Annotated in this window: 19 protein-coding genes; 12 read left to right on the top strand and 7 right to left on the bottom strand. The window is 32.1% G+C overall.

The features are described from left to right. From rnmV to ytpR, 3 genes are read right to left on the bottom strand one after another with little or no spacing between them, the layout of a single operon-like run. Entirely contained in the window at nucleotides 1-552 is a 552-nt protein-coding gene (rnmV, locus tag OF376_RS02590) for a ribonuclease M5 (protein WP_263821963.1), read from the bottom strand. Then, the gene (locus OF376_RS02595; protein WP_263821964.1) at nucleotides 522-1,580 is read right to left on the bottom strand and encodes a ribose-phosphate diphosphokinase; all 1,059 of its coding nucleotides are present in this window, start codon (nucleotides 1,578-1,580) and stop codon (nucleotides 522-524) included. Before OF376_RS02595 ends, rnmV begins: the two co-directional genes overlap by 31 nt. Further along, nucleotides 1,573-2,184 (bottom strand): YtpR family tRNA-binding protein, encoded by a 612-nt coding sequence (gene ytpR / locus OF376_RS02600; protein WP_263821965.1) that lies wholly within the window; start codon nucleotides 2,182-2,184, stop codon nucleotides 1,573-1,575. The genes OF376_RS02595 and ytpR overlap by 8 nt, the downstream gene beginning before the upstream one ends. A 217-nt stretch (nucleotides 2,185-2,401) precedes the next feature. Between ytpR and OF376_RS02605 the strand changes: the two genes are divergently transcribed. From OF376_RS02605 to OF376_RS02625, 5 genes are all read left to right on the top strand, one after another. Beyond that, nucleotides 2,402-3,271 carry a DegV family protein gene (locus tag OF376_RS02605; protein ID WP_263821966.1) on the top strand — a complete coding sequence of 290 codons (870 nt, stop codon included), beginning with the start codon at nucleotides 2,402-2,404 and terminating at the stop codon, nucleotides 3,269-3,271. Continuing rightward, the gene (locus OF376_RS02610; RefSeq protein ID WP_263821967.1) at nucleotides 3,264-4,259 is read left to right on the top strand and encodes an NAD(P)/FAD-dependent oxidoreductase; all 996 of its coding nucleotides are present in this window, start codon (nucleotides 3,264-3,266) and stop codon (nucleotides 4,257-4,259) included. Before OF376_RS02605 ends, OF376_RS02610 begins: the two co-directional genes overlap by 8 nt. An 86-nt stretch (nucleotides 4,260-4,345) precedes the next feature. Further along, the gene (gene rplM, locus OF376_RS02615; RefSeq protein ID WP_263821968.1) at nucleotides 4,346-4,801 is read left to right on the top strand and encodes a 50S ribosomal protein L13; all 456 of its coding nucleotides are present in this window, start codon (nucleotides 4,346-4,348) and stop codon (nucleotides 4,799-4,801) included. A 2-nt stretch (nucleotides 4,802-4,803) separates the two neighbouring features. After that, nucleotides 4,804-5,190 (top strand): 30S ribosomal protein S9, encoded by a 387-nt coding sequence (gene rpsI, locus OF376_RS02620; RefSeq protein ID WP_263821969.1) that lies wholly within the window; start codon nucleotides 4,804-4,806, stop codon nucleotides 5,188-5,190. A gap of 167 nt (nucleotides 5,191-5,357) precedes the next feature. Then, nucleotides 5,358-11,642, top strand: coding sequence for a coiled-coil domain-containing protein (locus OF376_RS02625; RefSeq protein WP_263821970.1), 6,285 nt, complete (start codon nucleotides 5,358-5,360; stop codon nucleotides 11,640-11,642). A 38-nt stretch (nucleotides 11,643-11,680) separates the two neighbouring features. Here the strand turns inward: OF376_RS02625 and OF376_RS02630 are convergent, their stop codons facing one another. From OF376_RS02630 to OF376_RS02645, 4 genes are read right to left on the bottom strand one after another with little or no spacing between them, the layout of a single operon-like run. After that, the gene (locus OF376_RS02630) at nucleotides 11,681-12,754 is read right to left on the bottom strand and encodes a Y-family DNA polymerase (RefSeq protein ID WP_263821971.1); all 1,074 of its coding nucleotides are present in this window, start codon (nucleotides 12,752-12,754) and stop codon (nucleotides 11,681-11,683) included. Next, complete coding sequence (locus tag OF376_RS02635; protein ID WP_263821972.1) at nucleotides 12,747-13,475, bottom strand: TlyA family RNA methyltransferase; 729 nt, start codon at nucleotides 13,473-13,475, stop codon at nucleotides 12,747-12,749. The genes OF376_RS02630 and OF376_RS02635 overlap by 8 nt, the downstream gene beginning before the upstream one ends. Nucleotides 13,476-13,507: 32 nt before the next feature. Then, nucleotides 13,508-14,047 (bottom strand): hypothetical protein, encoded by a 540-nt coding sequence (locus OF376_RS02640; protein WP_263821973.1) that lies wholly within the window; start codon nucleotides 14,045-14,047, stop codon nucleotides 13,508-13,510. After that, nucleotides 14,034-15,125: an ABC transporter ATP-binding protein gene (locus OF376_RS02645; RefSeq protein ID WP_263821974.1), complete on the bottom strand. Its 1,092-nt coding sequence runs from the start codon at nucleotides 15,123-15,125 to the stop codon at nucleotides 14,034-14,036. The genes OF376_RS02640 and OF376_RS02645 overlap by 14 nt, the downstream gene beginning before the upstream one ends. Nucleotides 15,126-15,410: 285 nt before the next feature. Here OF376_RS02645 and OF376_RS02650 point away from each other — a divergent pair, with 285 nt between their 5' ends. From OF376_RS02650 to OF376_RS02680, 7 genes are all read left to right on the top strand, one after another. Next, on the top strand, nucleotides 15,411-15,716 hold the full coding sequence (locus OF376_RS02650) for an urease subunit gamma (protein WP_263821975.1): 306 nt from the start codon (nucleotides 15,411-15,413) through the stop codon (nucleotides 15,714-15,716). A gap of 30 nt (nucleotides 15,717-15,746) precedes the next feature. Then, nucleotides 15,747-16,121: an urease subunit beta gene (gene ureB / locus OF376_RS02655; RefSeq protein WP_263821976.1), complete on the top strand. Its 375-nt coding sequence runs from the start codon at nucleotides 15,747-15,749 to the stop codon at nucleotides 16,119-16,121. Nucleotides 16,122-16,141: 20 nt separating this feature from the next. Next, nucleotides 16,142-17,962 (top strand): urease subunit alpha, encoded by a 1,821-nt coding sequence (gene ureC / locus OF376_RS02660; RefSeq protein ID WP_263821977.1) that lies wholly within the window; start codon nucleotides 16,142-16,144, stop codon nucleotides 17,960-17,962. Nucleotides 17,963-18,050: 88 nt separating this feature from the next. After that, on the top strand, nucleotides 18,051-18,506 hold the full coding sequence (gene ureE, locus OF376_RS02665) for an urease accessory protein UreE (protein WP_263821978.1): 456 nt from the start codon (nucleotides 18,051-18,053) through the stop codon (nucleotides 18,504-18,506). A gap of 25 nt (nucleotides 18,507-18,531) precedes the next feature. Then, complete coding sequence (locus tag OF376_RS02670; RefSeq protein ID WP_263822007.1) at nucleotides 18,532-19,200, top strand: urease accessory protein UreF; 669 nt, start codon at nucleotides 18,532-18,534, stop codon at nucleotides 19,198-19,200. 28 nt (nucleotides 19,201-19,228) lie between these two features. After that, nucleotides 19,229-19,855, top strand: coding sequence for an urease accessory protein UreG (gene ureG / locus OF376_RS02675; RefSeq protein ID WP_263821979.1), 627 nt, complete (start codon nucleotides 19,229-19,231; stop codon nucleotides 19,853-19,855). Between the two features lie 3 nt (nucleotides 19,856-19,858). Beyond that, complete coding sequence (locus OF376_RS02680) at nucleotides 19,859-20,725, top strand: urease accessory protein UreD (RefSeq protein ID WP_263821980.1); 867 nt, start codon at nucleotides 19,859-19,861, stop codon at nucleotides 20,723-20,725. Nucleotides 20,726-20,735 lie beyond the last annotated feature (10 nt).

Here is a 20,735-nt window from a genome sequence, read left to right on the forward strand (position 1 = left end):
TTACCCCTTTCTTTTTAATAATAAGTCGCGGATTTGTTGAAAGGTTAAATCCATCATGACTAAACGTTTATATAATTGTTTGTGATTGGCATAACTGATGTGCAATTGATCGCACAATCACAAGCGTTTATCTTTGCTGTTCAGCTCTAACTCTAAATAATCTGCTCATGATAATTGTTGAGTATCAAACGAGTTAAAGGGTAAACAATATTTTTGTAAACACTCTAACAAAACTTCGTTATCTGCTTCAGCAATGCCAATTTTCTTTGGATGTGCAGATTTCATATCTGTTTTTTTAATGAAACAATGATAGACGGGCGCTTGTAAATAATTAGTTATAATTTTACGAATTCGCTCGCCTTGATAATCGGGATCTAAGAACAAAATAACGCCCCTAGTTTGCTGAACCTCTTTAATCAATGCTAAAGTTTGCTGACTAATTTGTGAACCATTAGTTAAAATGAATTCTGCGTCAACCAACGAACCAAGTTTTTGTTGATCAGTTTTCCCTTCAACAACAATTACTGGTTGTATTTTTGGTCGTTTGAACATACTGTGTCTACGATATCTTCGAATAAAAGTTTTGAATTCAAATCGTGAATCATTGACATTGAACCATCATTTTGTGAGTAGATACGAATACATTCACTTAATGAGTTAGCGACACTAACCACTTTTAGTCATGGGTATGAAGGGTTTTTAATAGTATCGGTAATGTACACTGCATCAACCACTTTATTATTAATAGCTTGATCAATTCGCTCTAATGCGTTTTTGTTGAACAGACCATGTGTAGCCATGATTGTGACAGATGCCGCTCCTTTATCACGCACTAATTGTGCAGCTCCAAGAATTGTCCCTCCGGTATCGATCATATCATCGATTAAGACACAATCCTTGTCTTTAACTTCTCCTAAAATATTATTAATTTGAACTTGGTTCATACCACAACGACGTTTATCAACAATCGCTAAGCCAGTATTTGTTGCCATAGAAATTTCACGACTTCGTTTTACTGAACCATAATCAGGAGCGACAACGACAACATTAGATAAGTTGTTATTGTGATCTCTAGCGTATTGTTTGAATAATGTTCATGCCCCTTGCAAAGTATCGAATGGGATGTCATAAAAACCTTGTTGTTGGTTTGAATGGATGTCATAAGTTAAAACATTATTAGCCCCAGCTGCTTCAATTAATTTAGCTACTAAACGTGCAGAAATTGGTTCACGTGGACTAGCTTTACGGTCTTGACGAGCATAACCAAAGTAAGGAATGATAACGTTAATACTTTTAGCTGAAGCTCGACGCATAGCATCGATAGCTATCAATAATTCCATTAAAGCATCATTAACTGGTTTAGATGTTGATTGAATTAAAACAACTCGACGGTGACGAACTGTTATTTTCGGTTTAACTAACACTTCTCCATCAGCGAAATGTGCGATATCAATGGGTGGTAATTCTGTATTTAAAATCTTAGCAATTTTTTCACCTAGTTCTTGTGAATTAGATAAGGCAAAAATTAAAACATCTTGTTGAATACTTGTTGATTGATTTTTATCAGTTATTTTAGGCATGAGTTTTCTCCTTCATATTAGCATAAACAAAGTGGCAAATATCATTGACATGATATGTTTGAGGATCTAAATCAATAATCCCTTCATCGTTAAAACCTTCGACTCTTAATTCTTTTTGTGAACATAACATTCCACTAGAAGTCACGCCCATTAATTTAGATGCCACAATGTACATACCATTGGGCATCATTTGATTGATTTGTGCAACAACGGTTAGCATCCCTTGTCGAACATTTTTAGCTCCACAAACAATTTGTAGTGTTTGTTCATCAACTGATACTTGACAAACGTTTAAGTGTGTATTGGGAATCGGTTCAAAACTAATGATTTGACCTACTTTAAAATATTGAATATTTTCTGTATTAAATGACAAATTGGTAATTTTTTGTAGTTCATCAATGAATTGTTCAGCGGGCTCTAAAAAACCCTCTACTAATTCACTAAAATATTGACTTGCATGAAAAATGTTAATTCCAACAAGTTCATTATGTGCTTTTAAAAGGACAACATCATCATTAATGTTTTGTTGTTCTGTTACTAATTGGTTATTAAAACTAACGATTAAACTATCGTTTAAAGTTTGATTATTATAAATAATGTACATACGAATTCTTTCTTCCTTTATATATATTATAAATAACACATACTTTGAAAAAATAAGGAATTAAAAAAAAGTAATAAAATGGGCTTTTTTTCGGCGAATTTAGCAAAAATAGTTGAATAACGAAAAAAAACACAAAAAGTGAGCTATTTTTTTGTTTTTCGGGATGCATTGGTTTAATATACAATATAATTATTAATTCTAGAAAGGTTGTGTGTTTATGAGAACCGCAATATTAATTGACTCAGGGGCTAACGTGTTAGACTTAGAACATCCCGATGTTTATTTTATCCCCATCGGACTAACGATTCGTAATCGTAGCACTGGTGAAGAAAATGTTTATGATGACGTATTAGATGTAAGTCAAGACCAAATGCGTAATGCCCTAATTGCCAAACATGACATTAAGACAAATTATCCTTCGACAGGTAAGGTTATAAATAAACTAGAAACCTTATTTTTAGAATACGAACGTGTAATAGTTCTAACTTTGTCATCTGGTTTATCAGGTTTTTTTGCTTCATTTCATACAACCAAAAAACACTTCGAAAACAACAATTTATTAGTAATTGATTCAAAAGCAGTTAGTATTGGAATCCTGTGATTAGTAGAGGATATATTAAAGCTTTTGCAAAATAACACAAATATTAGTAACGAGACAATTCAAAATTACGTTGAAACACAAACACAACGTATTGTTGGTTCAGTGATTGTTGCAGATTTGACACAATTAATCAATGGTGGACGATTATCAAGAATGAAAGGTTTAATTGCTTCGACTCTTAAATTAAAATTAGTAATTAAGTGAAATTACAAATTAGAATATGCGGATAAGTCGTTGAGTTTTGCGAATGCTATTGATAAAGCTTTAAACATTATTGATAATGAAAATGCTTGACGAACTAAAGGTATTAAGCGCATTGCGTTGCTAACTGATTTAGAGAACAACGAACAATTAGGTACATTGCGAAAGTTAGTTACAGATAAATTAGGCCAAAATGTTGAACTAATTAAATCATATTTACCTGGTTGTATTTATGCTCACGTAGGAATCAACAACTTCGCCATTATGATTGAGGCAAATGAATAAAATGATTTATGATGTAGTTATTATTGGGGCTGGACCCATTGGGATGTTTACAGGATCCATGAGTGGATATTTCCAAATGAAAACACTAGTGCTTGAGGCAAGTAGTGTTTTAGGTGGGCAAATTACCTATTTATATGAAAATAAAGAAATTCATGACGTCCCTGGATATCCGAAAATTGTTGGTAAGGATTATGTTGAAGCCTTAAAAAAACAAATTGCAGCATACGAATCAATGGTTGAAGTAAAAACAAATGTAAGTGTTGTTAGTTATGAAGAAACCGCTAATGAAACATTTATTTTGTACGATGACAAACAACAAGCGATTTGTGAAACAAAATTCTTAGTTCTAGCCTTTGGTAAGGGTGATTATGTCCCAATTAAATTAGAAAATATTATTAGTGAAGAAAAGATTCATACAAAAAACATAATATATTCAGCACACAACAATAATATTAATTTTGATAATAAAAAAATTGTTGTTCTTGGTGGTGGGGATAGTGCGTTAGATAATAGTATGTATTTGAAAAAGCGATTCAACAATACAGATGTTTCCATTATTGTCCGGAATGATTTAAAAGGCCATTCATTTAGCGAACAAGAATTATTGAACAATAAGATTAAAATCTTAAAAAAAACAAAAATTAATTATGTTAATGAAAATAAAATTCTTTTGGAACAAGTTCTTGCTGATGACACAACAGAAAAAATAGAATTGGATTTTGATTATATTTTGGTGCAATATGGTTCTTGTATGAACCAGGAAGTTGTTTTTTCTAATTGGGATGCATTAGAATGTGACGAACGTAACCGAATTTTAGTTAACAGTGTAAATGAAACGAGTTTAAAACGAGTTTTTGCTATTGGTGATTGTTGCTACTATGACACGGGAATAAGTAATCAAAATATATACGCCATCATCACCGGCCAAGCCGATGGTTTTAAAGTATTGCAAAGAATAAAGCAATTTTTTAAAAGTGTTCAAAAATAAGGGTTATTTGGTATAATATTTAAAGTTACATCCAACCCGCAATTTTATAATTGTATATTTTTAGATATAATCACAAGGAGATTTTGATGCAAAAATCAACAATGCTTAAAAAAGAAGTAGCTAACGACCGTCGTGTTTGATACGTAATCGATGCTACTGATCAAGTTTTAGGTCGTTTATCAGTTGCGATTGCTGATATTTTACGTGGAAAAAATAAACCGGACTTCACACCTAACGTTGATGGTGGGGACCACGTTATCGTTGTTAATGTTAACAACATGGTATTAACAGGAAACAAAGAAAAAAACGAAAATTGATACAACCACTCACACTATATTGGTGGTTTAAGAACTCGTTCTGGAAAAGAAATGCTAACTAAATACGCTGACGAATTATTACGTCGTAGTGTAAAAGGTATGCTACCAAAAAACCGTTTATCTCGTCAAATCATTAATAAATTACACATTTACAAAACTGCTACGCACCCACACGAAGCACAAACACCAGTAATTTTAGATTTAAAGAAAGCACAAGGTAAATAATTATGACTCAATATAAAGGTTTAGGAAGACGTAAAACGTCAGTAGCTCGTGTTCGTTTAACACCAGGAACAGGAAAATTCCTAGTTAATAAAACAACACCTGAAAAATTCTTTCCAAATAAATTAGTTATTCAAGACATGATGCAACCATTAACTTTATTAAAACTTGAAGACCAATTCGATGTTGAAGTTAATGTTATTGGTGGAGGTTTCACTGGTCAAGCTGGAGCTATTCGTTTAGGATTAGCAAGAGCTTTAATTGAAGCTAAGGCTGATTATAAATCTGACTTAAGACAAGCTGGTTTGGTAACACGTGATGCACGTGTTAAAGAACGTAAAAAATTCGGTTTATACGGGGCACGTCGAGCACCTCAATTTACAAAACGTTAGTTATCTATCAACGAACAAAAACTGTAATTTTCAATCCAAAAACATGAAAAAAGAGCTTTTTAAGCTCTTTTTTTTTTTTAAAAAAAAAGCCGTCATTACCGGTTATTTATAATGGAAAACAAACTTTAAGTGATATAATTTAAGAAAAAATTTTAGAGGTTACAAAAATGAAAAAACAACTTTCAAAGCATAAAAAAATTGCTATATCAAGCGCAATTATTGGTTCTATTTTTCTAACAGGAACTGTGATTGCTGCTACTCAGTGAAGATGATCTAAAAAAGATACATATACAAATTTATTACCTGCAGAACAAAAAAATCTAAAGAACGCATTAGATAAATTAAATTCACTAAATGTTGACCATCTGGTTACGACGGAAGGACAACAAATTTATAGTGACATTAATAATTTTTTAGCCCAATTGACAAAAGATGATCAAGAAGCTAAACGTTTATATTTTAAGGCAGTGAAATATAACAATGAGCACAAAAACCAATTTTCTATTCTTGAAAAGATTATTGATTTTAAAAATAATGAGCTTAAAAAATTGAGCAAAGCAAAACAAGATACTTTTAACAAAGAAGTTCCTAAACTAATAAAGAAATTGTTTGACCAAAATGTTGATTCAGCAGAAGTTAATAAAGAGATTCAAGCATTCATTGATTCATTAATTAAATCTTCGAATGATCAAGGGAAAAGTGACGAATTGCTTCGTGAACGCCTTGACGCTTTAGTATCACTGAATAATCTAATTAATAAAAATGAAAACATGGCCGACGCTTTACCTAAAAACGACGACTATAAACAATTATCTGAATCTGTTAACAGCTCGTTAAGAGAATTGAAACAACTTACTGGTGATGAACAACTTTCAGATTTGCAAACTATTATTAAAAAACACCAAGACCTCTTTGACGTTAATTTAAAAACAAAAACAACATTAGATCAAAATATATTAAGTGCAGTCGATGCTTTAAAAGTTGAAATTCAAAATGCAAATGAAGAATTAGTTAAACCTGAAAATAACAAAAAAGATAATACAGCTATTAGTCAAGTACTACGAGATTCATACGTTTTTTTAATTAAAACTAATGAAAAGATGGCTACTGAAACCATTGAACAAACCAAAAAATTAGCTCAAGCAATCGCTGACTTCAAAGCTCAACAACCTGTTGCTAACGAACAGTCATTTAAAGATATATTGACAAATCAATTAGACAAACTAATAGCTAACGCAACAAGTGTCGTTACTGCTAATGAAACTGCTGGTGTAACTGATGAAAATCTAAAAACACAATTAACTAAAGCCAATGAAGCTAAAACTAATATTGAATCACAAACCCCAGAACAATTAAAAACTGTAGTAGAAAATTTAGTCAACGCTTTAAATACAGCTAATGCAAAATTAAATAAACATACTAAAGATGTAATTGATCAAAAAAATGCTTTGAATAATGCAATTAAGCAAGCAGAAACTATGAAGAATGAACTACCTAATAGTTCTGATGCTGCAAATTTAAAAACAAAAATTGATCAAGACATCGCTGCTGCTAAAACTGTAGTAGACAAACCAAATGCAACGCTAGAAGAATTAACGACAGCAAAACAAACTTTAGACAATGCCAACACTGCTAATGCAAATACAAAGGCAGGATTAGATCAACAAAAAACAACCGCTGTTAACGCTTTAAAAGATCAAATTAATGCTGCCGATACAGCTCTTGCTGATCAATCTAATGCGAATAAAGAAACAACAGGTATTAGTAAAGCGTTACGCGATGCTTTAGATACACTAGTTAATGTTGATACAACTAGTACAGTTGATGTAAATGCGAAAACTGAAGAGTTAAAAAAAGCAATTGAAACATTCAAAGCTCAAACACCAATTTCAACAAACAATCAAGCCAAAGATATTTTAGAGTCAGAATTAGATAAACTCATTGCGAACGCAACAAGTGTCGTTACTGCTAATGAAACTGCTGGTGTAACTGATGAAGAACTAAAAGCACAATTAACTAAAGCCAATGAAGCTAAAACTAATATTGAATCACAATCATTAGAACAATTAAAAACTGTAGTAGAAAATTTAGTCAACGCTTTAAATACAGCTAATGCAAAATTAAATAAACATACTAAAGATGTAATTTATCAAAAAAATGCTTTGAATAATGCAATTAAGCAAGCAGAAACTATGAAGAATGAACTACCTAATAGTTCTGATGCTGCAAATTTAAAAACAAAAATTGATCAAGACATCGCTGCTGCTAAAACTGTAGTAGACAAACCAAATGCAACGCTAGAAGAATTAACGACAGCAAAACAAACTTTAGACAATGCCAACACTGCTAATGCAAATACAAAGGCAGGATTAGATCAACAAAAAACAACCGCTGTTAACGCTTTAAAAGATCAAATTAATGCTGCCGATACAGCTCTTGCTGATCAATCTAATGCGAATAAAGAAACAACAGGTATTAGTAAAGCGTTACGCGATGCTTTAGATACACTAGTTAATGTTGATACAACTAGTACAGTTGATGTAAATGCGAAAACTGAAGAGTTAAAAAAAGCGATTGAAACATTCAAAGCCCAAACACATCCAAACACATCTGATGAAGCATCTGCTAAATATAAGGATTTATTAGTTGAAAATTTAACAAAATTGTTAGCCAACGCTGATATTGTTGCAACTGCGAATACTGAAAACAAAATTACAGATGTAGAATTAACTAGTAAAATTGCAGCTGCAAAAAATTGTTTATCAACGATTAACAACCAATCAGGTGATCAAATTGTAGAACAAATTGGCGCTTTAACAACAGCATTAAATAATGCAAATCAAAAATTGAATACGGTAACGCAAAAGAAACAAGTATTAAATGAACAAATACAGGCAGCCCAAGAATTATTAAAATCACTACAACCAAATGCAGACTTTGAAAATCTAAAAACTTTGATTGAACAAACAATAACCGAAGCTCAATCAGTTTTAAATGGAACAGAACCAACAGATGAAAAACTGCAAGCGGCTATTGACGTTTTAACACAAGCTAATGCAGCTAATGTTATACAAAAAGAAAAACTTGAAAACACACATAATCAAGGAGCGCAAAACTTCAAACAAGCTTATGACAATGCAGTCGACTTTTTAGTAGACACATCGATTTTAGATACTCCTGAACGTCAAGCTTTATTAGCATTGAAATCTGAGGAACAGTCGCATTATTTAAATCCCAAAGCAGTAAGTAGTTCGGATTTGCAAACAAAGACTCAAACTCTAAACTCTGCTGTGATGGCAGCAAAAATTGCTTCAGGCAAAAAAGCTGCTAATGATTTATTAGGAAAACTTGGCAATGATAACCAACACGCTGATGCTAAAAATGAAATTACTAATGCTTTAAATGAACTAAATAGTTTAGCAGAAAATGCTGACGAAGCAACAGTTAATCAAGCACTTAACAAATTAAAAGAAGTTGTTGCAAAAAATAAATCAGTTGTTGAAAACGTCGACAATACTAATAATGCAGACAACACAACCTTAATTAATAATTTCAATACATTAAAACAAGAAGCAGAACAATTCATTGTAAATGATATTAGTGAAGCAAGGTATGATGACATTAAAAAACTTTTAGAATCGAGTATTGAACAAAACAACGCTATTGTTAATCCGACAGATGGTCATGCTGTTTCTTCACAAGAAATTTTACTAGCTCAAAAGGATTTAGAAAAAGTTTTGGATCAAATTAAGTTGAAAAAACAAATTCGTGATTTACAAGCAAAAAATACAGATGTTGCCCCTCCTACTGAGTATTTAGATCTTAATAAGAGCAAACAAGACATTTTAGTGGACTATGAAAAGTTCTTAAACGAAGCTCGTGAGACTTTTTTACAAAAGACAGCAGAATTATCAGGAAAATACCAATCTGAAGTTGTACCGGGTGACGAGGAATATGCTAATTATCCGAAATCATATAAAGAAATGAATGATCCATCTAATCCAGAAGACACAAACAACAAAAGATACTTGAAATATATTGTTGATGAATTGGCATGGGTTAGTCAACAAAAACAAGCTGATACAACGACAAACCAAGAGCTAGTGAGAAAAATTAATTTCTTATTTAGAAAGCGTTACAACAATTTATTACAAATGAATTTAGAAGAAAAGATTGAACGTACACGTACTAATTTACGAATGTTTGCTGTCAGTTTAGATAAAAATAAATACAATAAACTGATAGAATGATTAATCAGTAAGCTTCGTCAGGTTCCAAATTCAAATACTACTAAACCTTTAATCTTCAGTGCAAATAGTACATTAGTTGAATTAGAAGCAATTAATATCAATTTAAACACCATTCTAAATGCTGTTCCTGGGGAAATTACAAAAGCTGATTTTAAAGAACAAGTTGCAGAGGATTTAAGTGACTTTATTCCATCTATCGCAGCTTTCTATAATGAATATCAAGATAACACTATAGATGCTGCTAGTTATAGCTGAATTACATTATTGCAATCAGAGAAAATTAGTGAATTGAGAACAAAATCAGAACAATATAGAGATGAAATCGATCATATTGATAGTGTTAACTTTATTGCGATTCGCGAAAAAATTAACCAGTTCGCATTATTAAAAAAACCATATATAAAAGCATATTATGATGCTATGGAATACCACATTAATAAACATATTGAGAAAATCAAAGAACAAAAAATTGGTGATATCGATATTAATAATTTATCAACATTTTTTGATAATGTACCAAAGACAGATACTGTAAACCAAAAGATACAGCCTTTAATAACAACAATTAAAGAAGCTGTTAAAACAATGCAACTAGGTTTTGAAGATATCAAAAAAATCCCCACAACCATTGGACCAAATTTATTACATACCCGCACAGATTCGCGTGCAACTTTTGAAAAAGTAATTGAAAGTAAATATGTTAGTTTTGATCAGCCGATAGAAAAAATTAATCAAGTAATTAATTCTGTTAAACAAGTATTAGTAAATCACTATAACGAATTGTTCACTGTTTTTCACGAAACAGATCAAGCGTACAACAAAGGAAAAAATGCCGACTCTTCGCTTGTTAGATTTATTTCTGAAATTCAAAATGGTAGAACTGTCGATGAAGCACACCCTGATATAAACAATATTTTCACTCAATATACCAACAAAATCAATAAGTCTATAAACTCTAACGCTATTCTTTCATCTAAATTAAAAGATATTTCATCGATTGTCCAAAACGATAAAATATTTAAGGATAATTTCGATAATTACGCCAAGGAATACTATACAAAAACAATGGAAGATAAAGCGTTTAAAACCGAAATGAAACAGTTATTTGTAAAAAACAATATTACATACTTATTAGGGGTTTATGATTCTAATGCCGAAAACGGTTGCACATCATGACAATATGGAGGTAGTGCCCTTGACAATAAAAGGTCATCATTTACTCTTGGCCAAGAGAATGAATATGGATCATTTGGTAACGATGACTCAGTTGGTTTAAGATCCATCAACTACTTAAATGATTTATCATTGCTGTTAAACGATGAATCAAAAATTAAAACACAAAACGCAAGCAGTGATACGACAAAATATGCTTATGCTCTTTTCATTTACAAGCAAAACAAAGATTCAGTTTCTGACTACTATACTAAAATAATTAGTGATACGAAACTAAGACTTCCTAAAGATTCGGATGATAAAGGGAACGTTATAAGTTATTATGTTTCAAGTTTGCTGAGCCAATCGGGTGTTGATCTATATGTTAATAATTATGGATTATACGAAATGATTGATTATGCACTTTTAGGTTTAACTATGAAATATGAATCTAAATATCGTGAAATTAATCCAAATACAACACTAGATACTCAATACATTGATGCATCAACTCATAATCTGAAAGATGATTCTAATTTATCACCGATTCAGTTAGCTCATAAGGCTTTAGATATTTTTGGTGTTAATGTTTGGAAACATTGAGCAGGTTTCTCTAATTTTGATAACGAAAAATTATATTTTAATGATGTACAAGTTTGGGATAACTACCATGACATTGCTTTTAGTGTTCAAGTGGGGAAAATATCTACTAATCAAAATATTAATTTCCCAAGCAACGGTGTACAAATTCAAAGATATGATACACACCGAAATGAAACAATTATGCCAAACTCTATGGTAAATTCAAGTATTTGAATGGATAATGCTAAAAACGAAATGCTAAAAGCATACGAAAAATTATATTTAGCATATATGGATCTACTACAAAATAGCAACCAAAACAATCCATATGTTTTAGTCAATAAAAATATTCTTGGACGATCATCACGAAAAGTGAATTTTCATAAAGAAATTGACAAAACTAAACTACAACAATATGAACACGATCCAAAAATCAATTCTCAAAGTGGTTTTGTTTATTTCAAATAATAAAAATAAAAAGGACATTCACCGTCCTTTTTTTATTTTTAAAATAATAGGGTTTGCTGTTCAACTTCGTTAGTTTTTTGGATATCTGAGAAGCTGACACCAATTAAGCGAATATTTTCATCATTTCAGATTTTATTAAAAAGTTTGTTGAAGTAATACAACAGGATTTCTCATTCATTTGTATAATAAGGAATTTGAACTTGATGACTGCGTTGTTCGAATTGGGCATTTTTAATATAAACTGAAATTCTTTTGATCACCGATTGAGAATGAGTAATATCTTCGTATAAAATTTCTAAAAGACGTAGAGCTGTTTTTTTAATAAATCGTTCTTGATCAGTGGGAGCAAAAGAAATACTTTTAGAAATTGAATGCTCAGATGTTAAAACAGTATTCATCTTGACTTTAGTTTGCCCAGCTAAATTACTAACTAAACCAAAATAAGCACTACCTAGGATTAAATGGACCTTAGTTTGGTTTTCGGGGTTTAATAAATCAGCACATGTATGAATGTTATGTGCGTATAAAATCTTGGTTGTTTTTTGACCAATATAAGGTACTTGTGCAACGTCTAAAGGATTGATTGTTTGTTCGATGCAACTTGTATCCATGAGTATAGTAATGCCATTAGGTTTGTTCAGATCGGTCGCTATTTTAGCTAACAAATAATTTATAGAACAACCAATAGATACTTGCAACCCTAATGTTTGGTAAATCCGTTTTTGAATATCTAAAGCAAGAAAAGCTGGATTATTATGATAATCACCAACTATGTCAGTTACGTTCATAAACAATTCATCAATGGAAGCGATATGTACCTTAGAGGTATAAGTATAAGCAATTTGATAAAAGCGTTTTGATAAGTCATCGTACAGATCAAAATCAGGTGGGAGCACTAAGAGATCAGGATAAGCTTTTAAACCTTCACTAAGACGCATTGCAGCGTGAATTTTGTATTTACGAGCTGCATAATTAGCTGTGGAAATAATTTGATGATTACTTTTAATATTACAAACAACTGTAGGGTGGTCAGGATTTTTATGAGCAGTCATTAATGAGGCTTGTGCAAAGAATGCATCTATATCAATGTGTAAAATAACAGATTTAGACATACGTGAAATAAATCATGTATTCCTGATTTTGTTTTTTAGCATCAAAAATATCAACAGGAATATGGGTTTGATATTTAAAACCATATTGTTGTGCCAAGCTTTTAATCTTTTCAATAATTTTTGTATGCCATTGTGGGTCTTTTAATACGCCCTTGCAAGCACGCATAATTTGTGGTGTAGCTTCAAATTGAGGTTTTATTAACCAGATTAAATCTAAACCTTTATGGCATAAATGTTTAATGGCAGCAAAAGCAAAGGACAAGGAAATAAAAGATAAGTCGGCCACAATGGTATCTACTTCGTGACCAATGGGTTGGTTTTTCAAATCTTTAATGTTTGTTTTGTCATAAACAACGACGCGAGGATCGTTTTTAATTAGTGGGTCTAAAATACCCTCAGCAACATCTACGCAATAAACCTTAGCTGCTTGCATACGTAAACACACATCACTGAATCCACCAGTCGAAGCACCAAGATCTAAAACAATCTTGTTTTTAAAATCATAATTAATAGCTTGTTGTATTTTCAAAAGTTTATAAGCACCTTTAGAAACATATGTTTCTTGGGCACGGCAAATGACAAAATCATTAGCTTGAATTTGGTAAGCTGGTTTGTAAATATTTTGATCATTTACAAAAATAAAACCCCGCTTTATTAAATCCACAGCTTGAGATCTTGTCTTAGCTAAGTTATGAGCAACTAAATATAAATCTAAACGCATATAAGTAATATTATATAAAAAATATAACGAACTTATTGGATGATTGATTTTTGAAAGGCTTCTAGTTGATTATAAGCTGTTCGATAAGTTTGGTAATTATTTTGTTTTGAAACCAAATCTTTGATTTGTTCTAGTTTAGATAAAAATTTACCTTGATCATTTTTGGGCAACTTATTGATTTGTGCCTGTACATCAGTAAGCAATTGGTTAAAATCAGTTTTAATCTGGTGCAAATCTAATTTTTGAACCATCGGTACAGCAATTCCGACAGTGACACTAACTCCTAAAATAATAGAAAAACCATACAAAAGAAATTTGTGTGGTTTATAAGTGAAATATTTTTTTAATAGGATTTCAAAGTGGAAGGGATCTAAATAATCGGTGCCACTTTTTTCTAAAAGGTAGTTTTTTAAACGTCTAATTATTTCGTTTTCTATAGCTTTTTTTCTTTGAAAAAAACGTATGGGAAAAAGACAAATAAAGAAGTATTTGCGTTGTAATCTCTTGAATCATTTGTCTTTAAAATTTTCTTTAAAAAATCGTGATATATATTGTGAATTATTCGTCATCATGGACAGTTTTTAAATGTCGATCCTTATCATAATTTGCGGGTAGAGCAAAATTCGTAATCAAGACTTTTTGGTATTCTTGTTCTTTATTGCGAACCATGATAGTATCAACACCAAAAATGTCGTGCAGTAGTTTTTCATCAATACAATTTAAAACATCTGCGTAACGAACTAAATTTCCATCCTTAATAATCATAACCTTATCTGCGTATTTAATACCGGTATTTATATCGTGGATAACTAAAACGATGGTTTTATTTAGTTTATGGTGCAATTTGTGAAGTAACTCAATAATTTCTAGTTGACTTCGAATATCTAGGTGGTTAGTAGGTTCATCTAAAACGATAGTATCAGTATCTTGAGCTAGTGATAAAGCTATTAAAGCTTTTTGTCTTTGCCCACCTGATAAATCATCTAATTCTTTGTGACGGAATTCAAAGATACCAACATTTTTTAGGGCTGTTTCAATAATTTCACGTTCACGTTTAGGGTTAGCATTCACACCTACTGCATTTGATCAAGGGTATCGACCCATCTTAACAAAGTCATAAATAGTTGTGTTTTCTGGGAAAACACTTAATTGGGGTACATAAGCTAATTCTAATGCTAATTTCTTTGAATTATATGCTTTAATTTCTTTGTTTTTAATGTTTCATACAAGTGATTCGATAACTTCTTTACGGTCTTTTTTGAAAACGTTAATTAAACGTTCGCATTGTAGTTTAAATCATTGGAACATAGCAAATTCACGACGAATTAACTTGTTGTTGAAAAGGATTTGTCCTGTACGTGGTACAAGGATTCGACATAATCCTTTAATAAGTGTAGATTTCCCTGACCCGTTAGGACCTAAAATAACAACGAAATCATTTTTCATAATTTGAGCTGACAGATTTCTAATAATCATTTTTGATCCATAACCTAAGGAAACATTTTTTAAATCAAATAATACTTGATCACGATTGACGCGTTCTTTTTTTAATTTTTCTTGAAAAGTACGCACCTCTTCTAAATCAATAGTATTAGTTTCGGGGTCATATTGATCTTTTTCAAGATCTAATTTGGTTGTTTTTTTAGGCATAAACAATCCTTTCAGATAAAAAATTGTGTTAATAATATATTAGTCACATATATTCTATATGATATACCGTTTTTTTTCTTTGATATAGCATTATATTTAGCAAAAAAACTTATATCATTATTTAAGCAAAAAAATCATTTTTTATCTCTTATAACACAAAAATTATTTTTTTGCACCAGTTTAGCAAGTTTTTTGTAAAAATATTGTTAAAAAAGATTTACAAGCGCGTAAAAGTTGTACAATAAAATTGCAAATTACTTTATCTATTAAAAATGAGGTAAAAATATGAACTTATCATTAAGAGAAATCCAAAAACTTATGATTACTGTAGCAGCTGATGTTGCTCGTCGTCGTTTAGAACGTGGATTAAAATTAAATTATTCAGAAGCTGTAGCTTTAATTACGGATCACGTAGTTGAAGGTGCACGTGATGGTGCTCTTGTATCTGACTTGATGCAATCAGCTCGTGAAGTGTTACGAATCGACCAAGTTATGGAAGGTGTTGACTCAATGGTATCAATTATCCAAGTTGAAGCAACATTCCCAGATGGAACAAAACTTGTATCAGTACACGACCCAATTTATAAATAATATAAATTATTAGAAAAGGAGATATAGATTATGTCTGGAGGATCAAACCAATACACACCTGGAAAATTAATTCCTGGTGCTATTAAATTCGCTGAAGGCGACATCGTTGTTAACGAAGGACGCCCAGCATACAAGATCACTGTTAAAAATACAGGGGATCGACCTATTCAAGTAGGATCACACTTCCACTTGTACGAAACAAATACTGCATTAATTTTCTATGATGAAAATGGAAATGAAGACAAAGAACGTAAAGTTGTTTACGGACGCCGTTTAGATATTTCATCTGGTACTGCAATTCGTTTCGAACCAGGGGATAAAAAAGAAGTTTCTGTCATTGACTTCCAAGGTACACGTGAAATGTACGGAGTTAATGGATTAGTTAACGGAAAATTAGATAAATAAGAGATTAGGAGAGTCTATTTATGTTTAAAATTTCAAGAAAAAACTATTCTGATCTATTCGGAATCACAACTGGTGATAGTGTCCGTTTAGGTGATACTAACTTATTCATCAAAGTTGAAAAAGACTACACTACATACGGAGAAGAATCTGTATTTGGTGGTGGTAAAACATTACGTGAAGGTATGGGTATGAACGCTCAATTTACTCGTGATCACTCATACGTAAACGAAAAAACTGGTAAAAAAGTTGAAGTTATGGACTTAGTTATTACTAACGCTTTAATTCTTGACTATACTGGTATTTATAAAGCTGACATCGGTATTCGTGATGGATTAATTGCCGCTATTGGTAAATCAGGTAACCCACACTTAACATCTGATGTTGACATGGTAGTAGGTATCGCAACTGAAGCTTGTTCAGGAGAAGGTAAAATCTTCACTGCCGGTGGATTAGATACTCACGTTCACTTCCTAGAACCTGAAATTGCTGAAGTAGCACTTGATGGTGGTATTACTACAATTATCGCTGGTGGTACTGGTATGAACGATGGTTCAAAAGCTACTACTGTAACACCTGGTAAATGATGACTTAAAACTCAATTACAAGGTGCTGACGGATTACCTATTAACGTTGGTTTCTTAGGTAAAGGACAAGGTTTAACAGACCCAATTTTAGAACAAGTTGCTGCTGGTGCTTGTGGTCTTAAGATCCACGAAGACTGAGGTGCAACAGGAAACGCTATTGACGCTTCATTAACTGTAGCTGACAAAACTGACGTTGCAGTATCAATCCATACAGATACACTTAACGAAAGTGGTTTCGTTGAACATACAATCGCTGCTATGAAAGGTCGTGTAATCCACGCTTACCATACAGAAGGTGCTGGTGGGGGACATGCTCCCGATATTCTAGAATCAGTTAAATACTCATTCTGTTTACCATCATCAACAAACCCAACTCTTCCATATACTGTAAATACAATTGCAGAACACTTAGACATGTTAATGGTATGTCACCACTTAAACCCTAAAGTTCCTGAAGACGTTGCATTTGCTGATTCACGTATTCGTGCACAAACTATTGCTGCAGAAGACTTACTTCACGATATGGGTGCTATTTCAATGACTTCATCAGATACTCTTGCTATGGGACGTATCGGGGAAGTTGCAACTAGAACATTCCAAATTGCTGACAAAATGAAAGCTCAATTCGGTTTATTAAAAGGAGATAGCGAATTCTCTGACAACAACCGTGTTAAACGTTACATTTCTAAATTCACAATTAACCCAGCTATCGCTCATGGTATTGCTGACTACGTTGGATCAATTGAAGTTGGTAAATTAGCTGATATCGTTGCTTGAGAACCTAAATTCTTTGCTGCTAAACCCTTCTTTGTAACAAAAATGGGAAACATCGTTCGTTGTTTAGTAGGGGATCCAAACGCTTCTATTCCAACATGTGAACCAGTTCTAATGCGTAACCAATTCGCTGCAATCGGTACTGCTTTAAACAGATGTTCAGTTTCATTCGTTTCTAAATTATCATTAGACAAGAAACCATCAGTTAAAGAAGAATACGGATTGACTAAAGACTGCTTACCAGTACGTAACTGCCGTAACATTTCAAAAGCTTCAATGAAATTCAATGATGCAACTCCTAACTTAGAAGTTGATGCTCAAACATTCGAAGCAACTGTTGACTTGGCTGACTTAGAAAACTGATTAGAAAAACCAGCTGCTGAACTTGCTAAAACATTACGTCAAACTGAAAATGGTAAGTATGTATTAGACGCTGAACCTCAAACAGTTCTTCCATTAGCTCAAAGATACTTCTTGTACTAATTTAATTTGTTTAATAAACATACATAATTTAAAAATAGTTATATAATAGAATTATGTAACTATTTTTTTAAAGAAATGAGGGTATCCAATGACAACATTTAAGAAAGTTATTAATAATGTTCATACACTAATTAACACGATCGGATATGACATTGAAAACATTTATTTAACAAACGATGATGCACTGAAACGTGTGATTATCGCTAAATCAGAATTAAATAATGAATACGGTATTAAATTAGAGGAAGGGAAAAAGCTAGTTGATGGAGATATTCTTCTAATGGACGAAGAAAATAAAAAAATAATTGTCGTTCGTTTAGAAGAAGCTGATGTTTTAGAAATTTCACCAGCAACCGTTGGCCAAATGGCGTTTTTAGCACATAATATTGGTAATCGCCATACACCAGCGCAATTTACAGAAACTTCAATGATCATTCCGTATGATTACTTAATTGAAGAATTCCTACAAACTAGCAACGCAAAATATGAAAGAAAAAAAATTAAACTTAAAGAAGCCTTCAGACACTCAGACGCTGCACGTTAATGAGCCGTTGTTGCTTTTGGACTTGATGCAAATCACGAATGCAAACTTTCCAATTGGATCGTTTTCACACTCTTTTGGGATTGAAACTTACATCCGTGAAGAAATTGTTCATGATTCCAAAACTTTAGAAAAAGCTTTATTGCTTTATATGAACGAACAACTTTTATTTGGTGATTTACTAGCCATTCGTCAAGTTTATAGCTTATTAAAAGCTAACAAAATCAATGAAATTTGAGATGTTGACCGAATGATTAGTTTCCAAGGGTTAGCGCGAGAAACGCGAGATGGACAACGTCGTATTGGTGTACAAATGGTGAAGATTTATAATGAACTTTATAATGATCCGCTATTACTTGAATATCACAAAAAAATCAAAGCTAAAGAATGCTTTGGTAATCCGGCGATTTCATTTGCTCTACTTGCTCACTATTTAAATATTGATTTAAGAACAGCATTATATACTCACTTGTATTCGACAACGGCTGCATTAACACAAAACTGTGTTCGTGCTATTCCGTTAGGACAAGTACCTGGTCAAATTTTAGTTAACAAACTAAAACACACATATTTTGATGATATTATTCACAAAGCTATGCATTTAGATTTTGAAACTGATTTTTGTAAAAATATTCCAGGTTTAGAAATTGCACAAATGGAACACGAGGATGTCCCAGTTCGTTTGTTCATGTCATAATTAACATTTATTGTAAAGGAAAAAACATATGAAAAAACCATTAGTTATTGGTGTAGGTGGTCCAGTTGGTGCTGGAAAAACTATGCTTATCGAAAGATTAACACGTAAATTAAAAGATAGCGGATATTCAATGGCTGCAATTACCAATGATATCTACACGAAAGAAGACGCTCGTATTCTATTAAACACTTCAGTTCTAGATGCAGATCGTATTATGGGGGTTGAAACAGGTGGTTGTCCACATACAGCCATCCGTGAAGATGCTTCAATGAACTTTGCTGCCATCGAAGAAATGATGGAACGTCACCCAGATCTACAATTAATTTTCCTAGAATCTGGTGGAGATAACTTATCAGCTACTTTCTCACCTGATTTAGTCGATTTCTCAATTTATATTATCGACGTTGCTCAAGGTGAAAAAATCCCTCGTAAGGGTGGTCAAGGGATGATTAAATCAGACTTATTCATTATTAACAAGGTTGACTTAGCACCTTATGTTGGGGCAAACCTAGAAGTAATGCGTTCTGATACATTGAAATCTCGTGGTCAAAAAGACTTCTTCATGACTAACTTAAAAACTGACGAAGGTTTAAATGAAGTAGCTAAATGAGTCGAAAGTCGTCTGAAATTATTTTTAGAAGAACAAGCTGAATAAAAAATGATTTTATCTAAAGAGAAAATCAAAGAATATGCAGCGTACATGTATATTCACATTAGTACGGATGACAGATACCCAGGAAATTACGCTCATACCGTACACTTTACTAATTTCTTTCGAACATCTAAACCTTTATATGTAGATGAAGATGATCTAACTAACCCATGCTTTCAACTAATTGCCATGGGTGGTGGATATATTGCTGGTGAAGTATATCGTTGTGACTTTGAAGTAGCTAAGGATGCTAAGTGTATTATTACTACGCAATCATCAACTAAGGCTTATAAAACGATTAACGGTAAATCTTCACAACAATATACAAATATTACATTAGAAGAAAATGCTATTCTAGAATACTTATCTGATAACGTAATTGTTTATGAAAACGGGAAATTTGAACAATTTAATGAATTCCGTATGCACAATAGTGCCACTTTAATTTATACTGAATGTTTTGGTCCAGGTTGATCAAAATATGATATGCCACTTTTATATGAAAAAATGTATTTAAATACCAAGATATATTATGATGATAAATTAATCTTGTATGATAACTTGAAATTTGAACCTCGTCAAAACGACGAAGCTGCATTTGGAATCATGAGTGGATATTCGTACTGTGGAACAATGCTGGTAATTAACTTAAATATAACCGAAGAGGATGTGTTAGCGGTACGACACGCTATTAAAGAAACATATCCAGACATGGATTGTCAATTTGGTGTTTCAGGTCTTGATGTACCTGGTCTTGGAGTACGTACGTTAGCACATACATATTATGATGTAGAAAAAATTAATGCTATCGCACACGCTTATTTCCGTAAAAAATTATGAAATAAAAGCCCACTTAATTTGAGAAAAATTTAGGATAAACAAG

The sequence above is a fragment of the Ureaplasma miroungigenitalium genome, assembly GCF_025780085.1.
Classification (GTDB): domain Bacteria; phylum Bacillota_I; class Bacilli_A; order Mycoplasmatales; family Mycoplasmoidaceae; genus Ureaplasma; species Ureaplasma miroungigenitalium.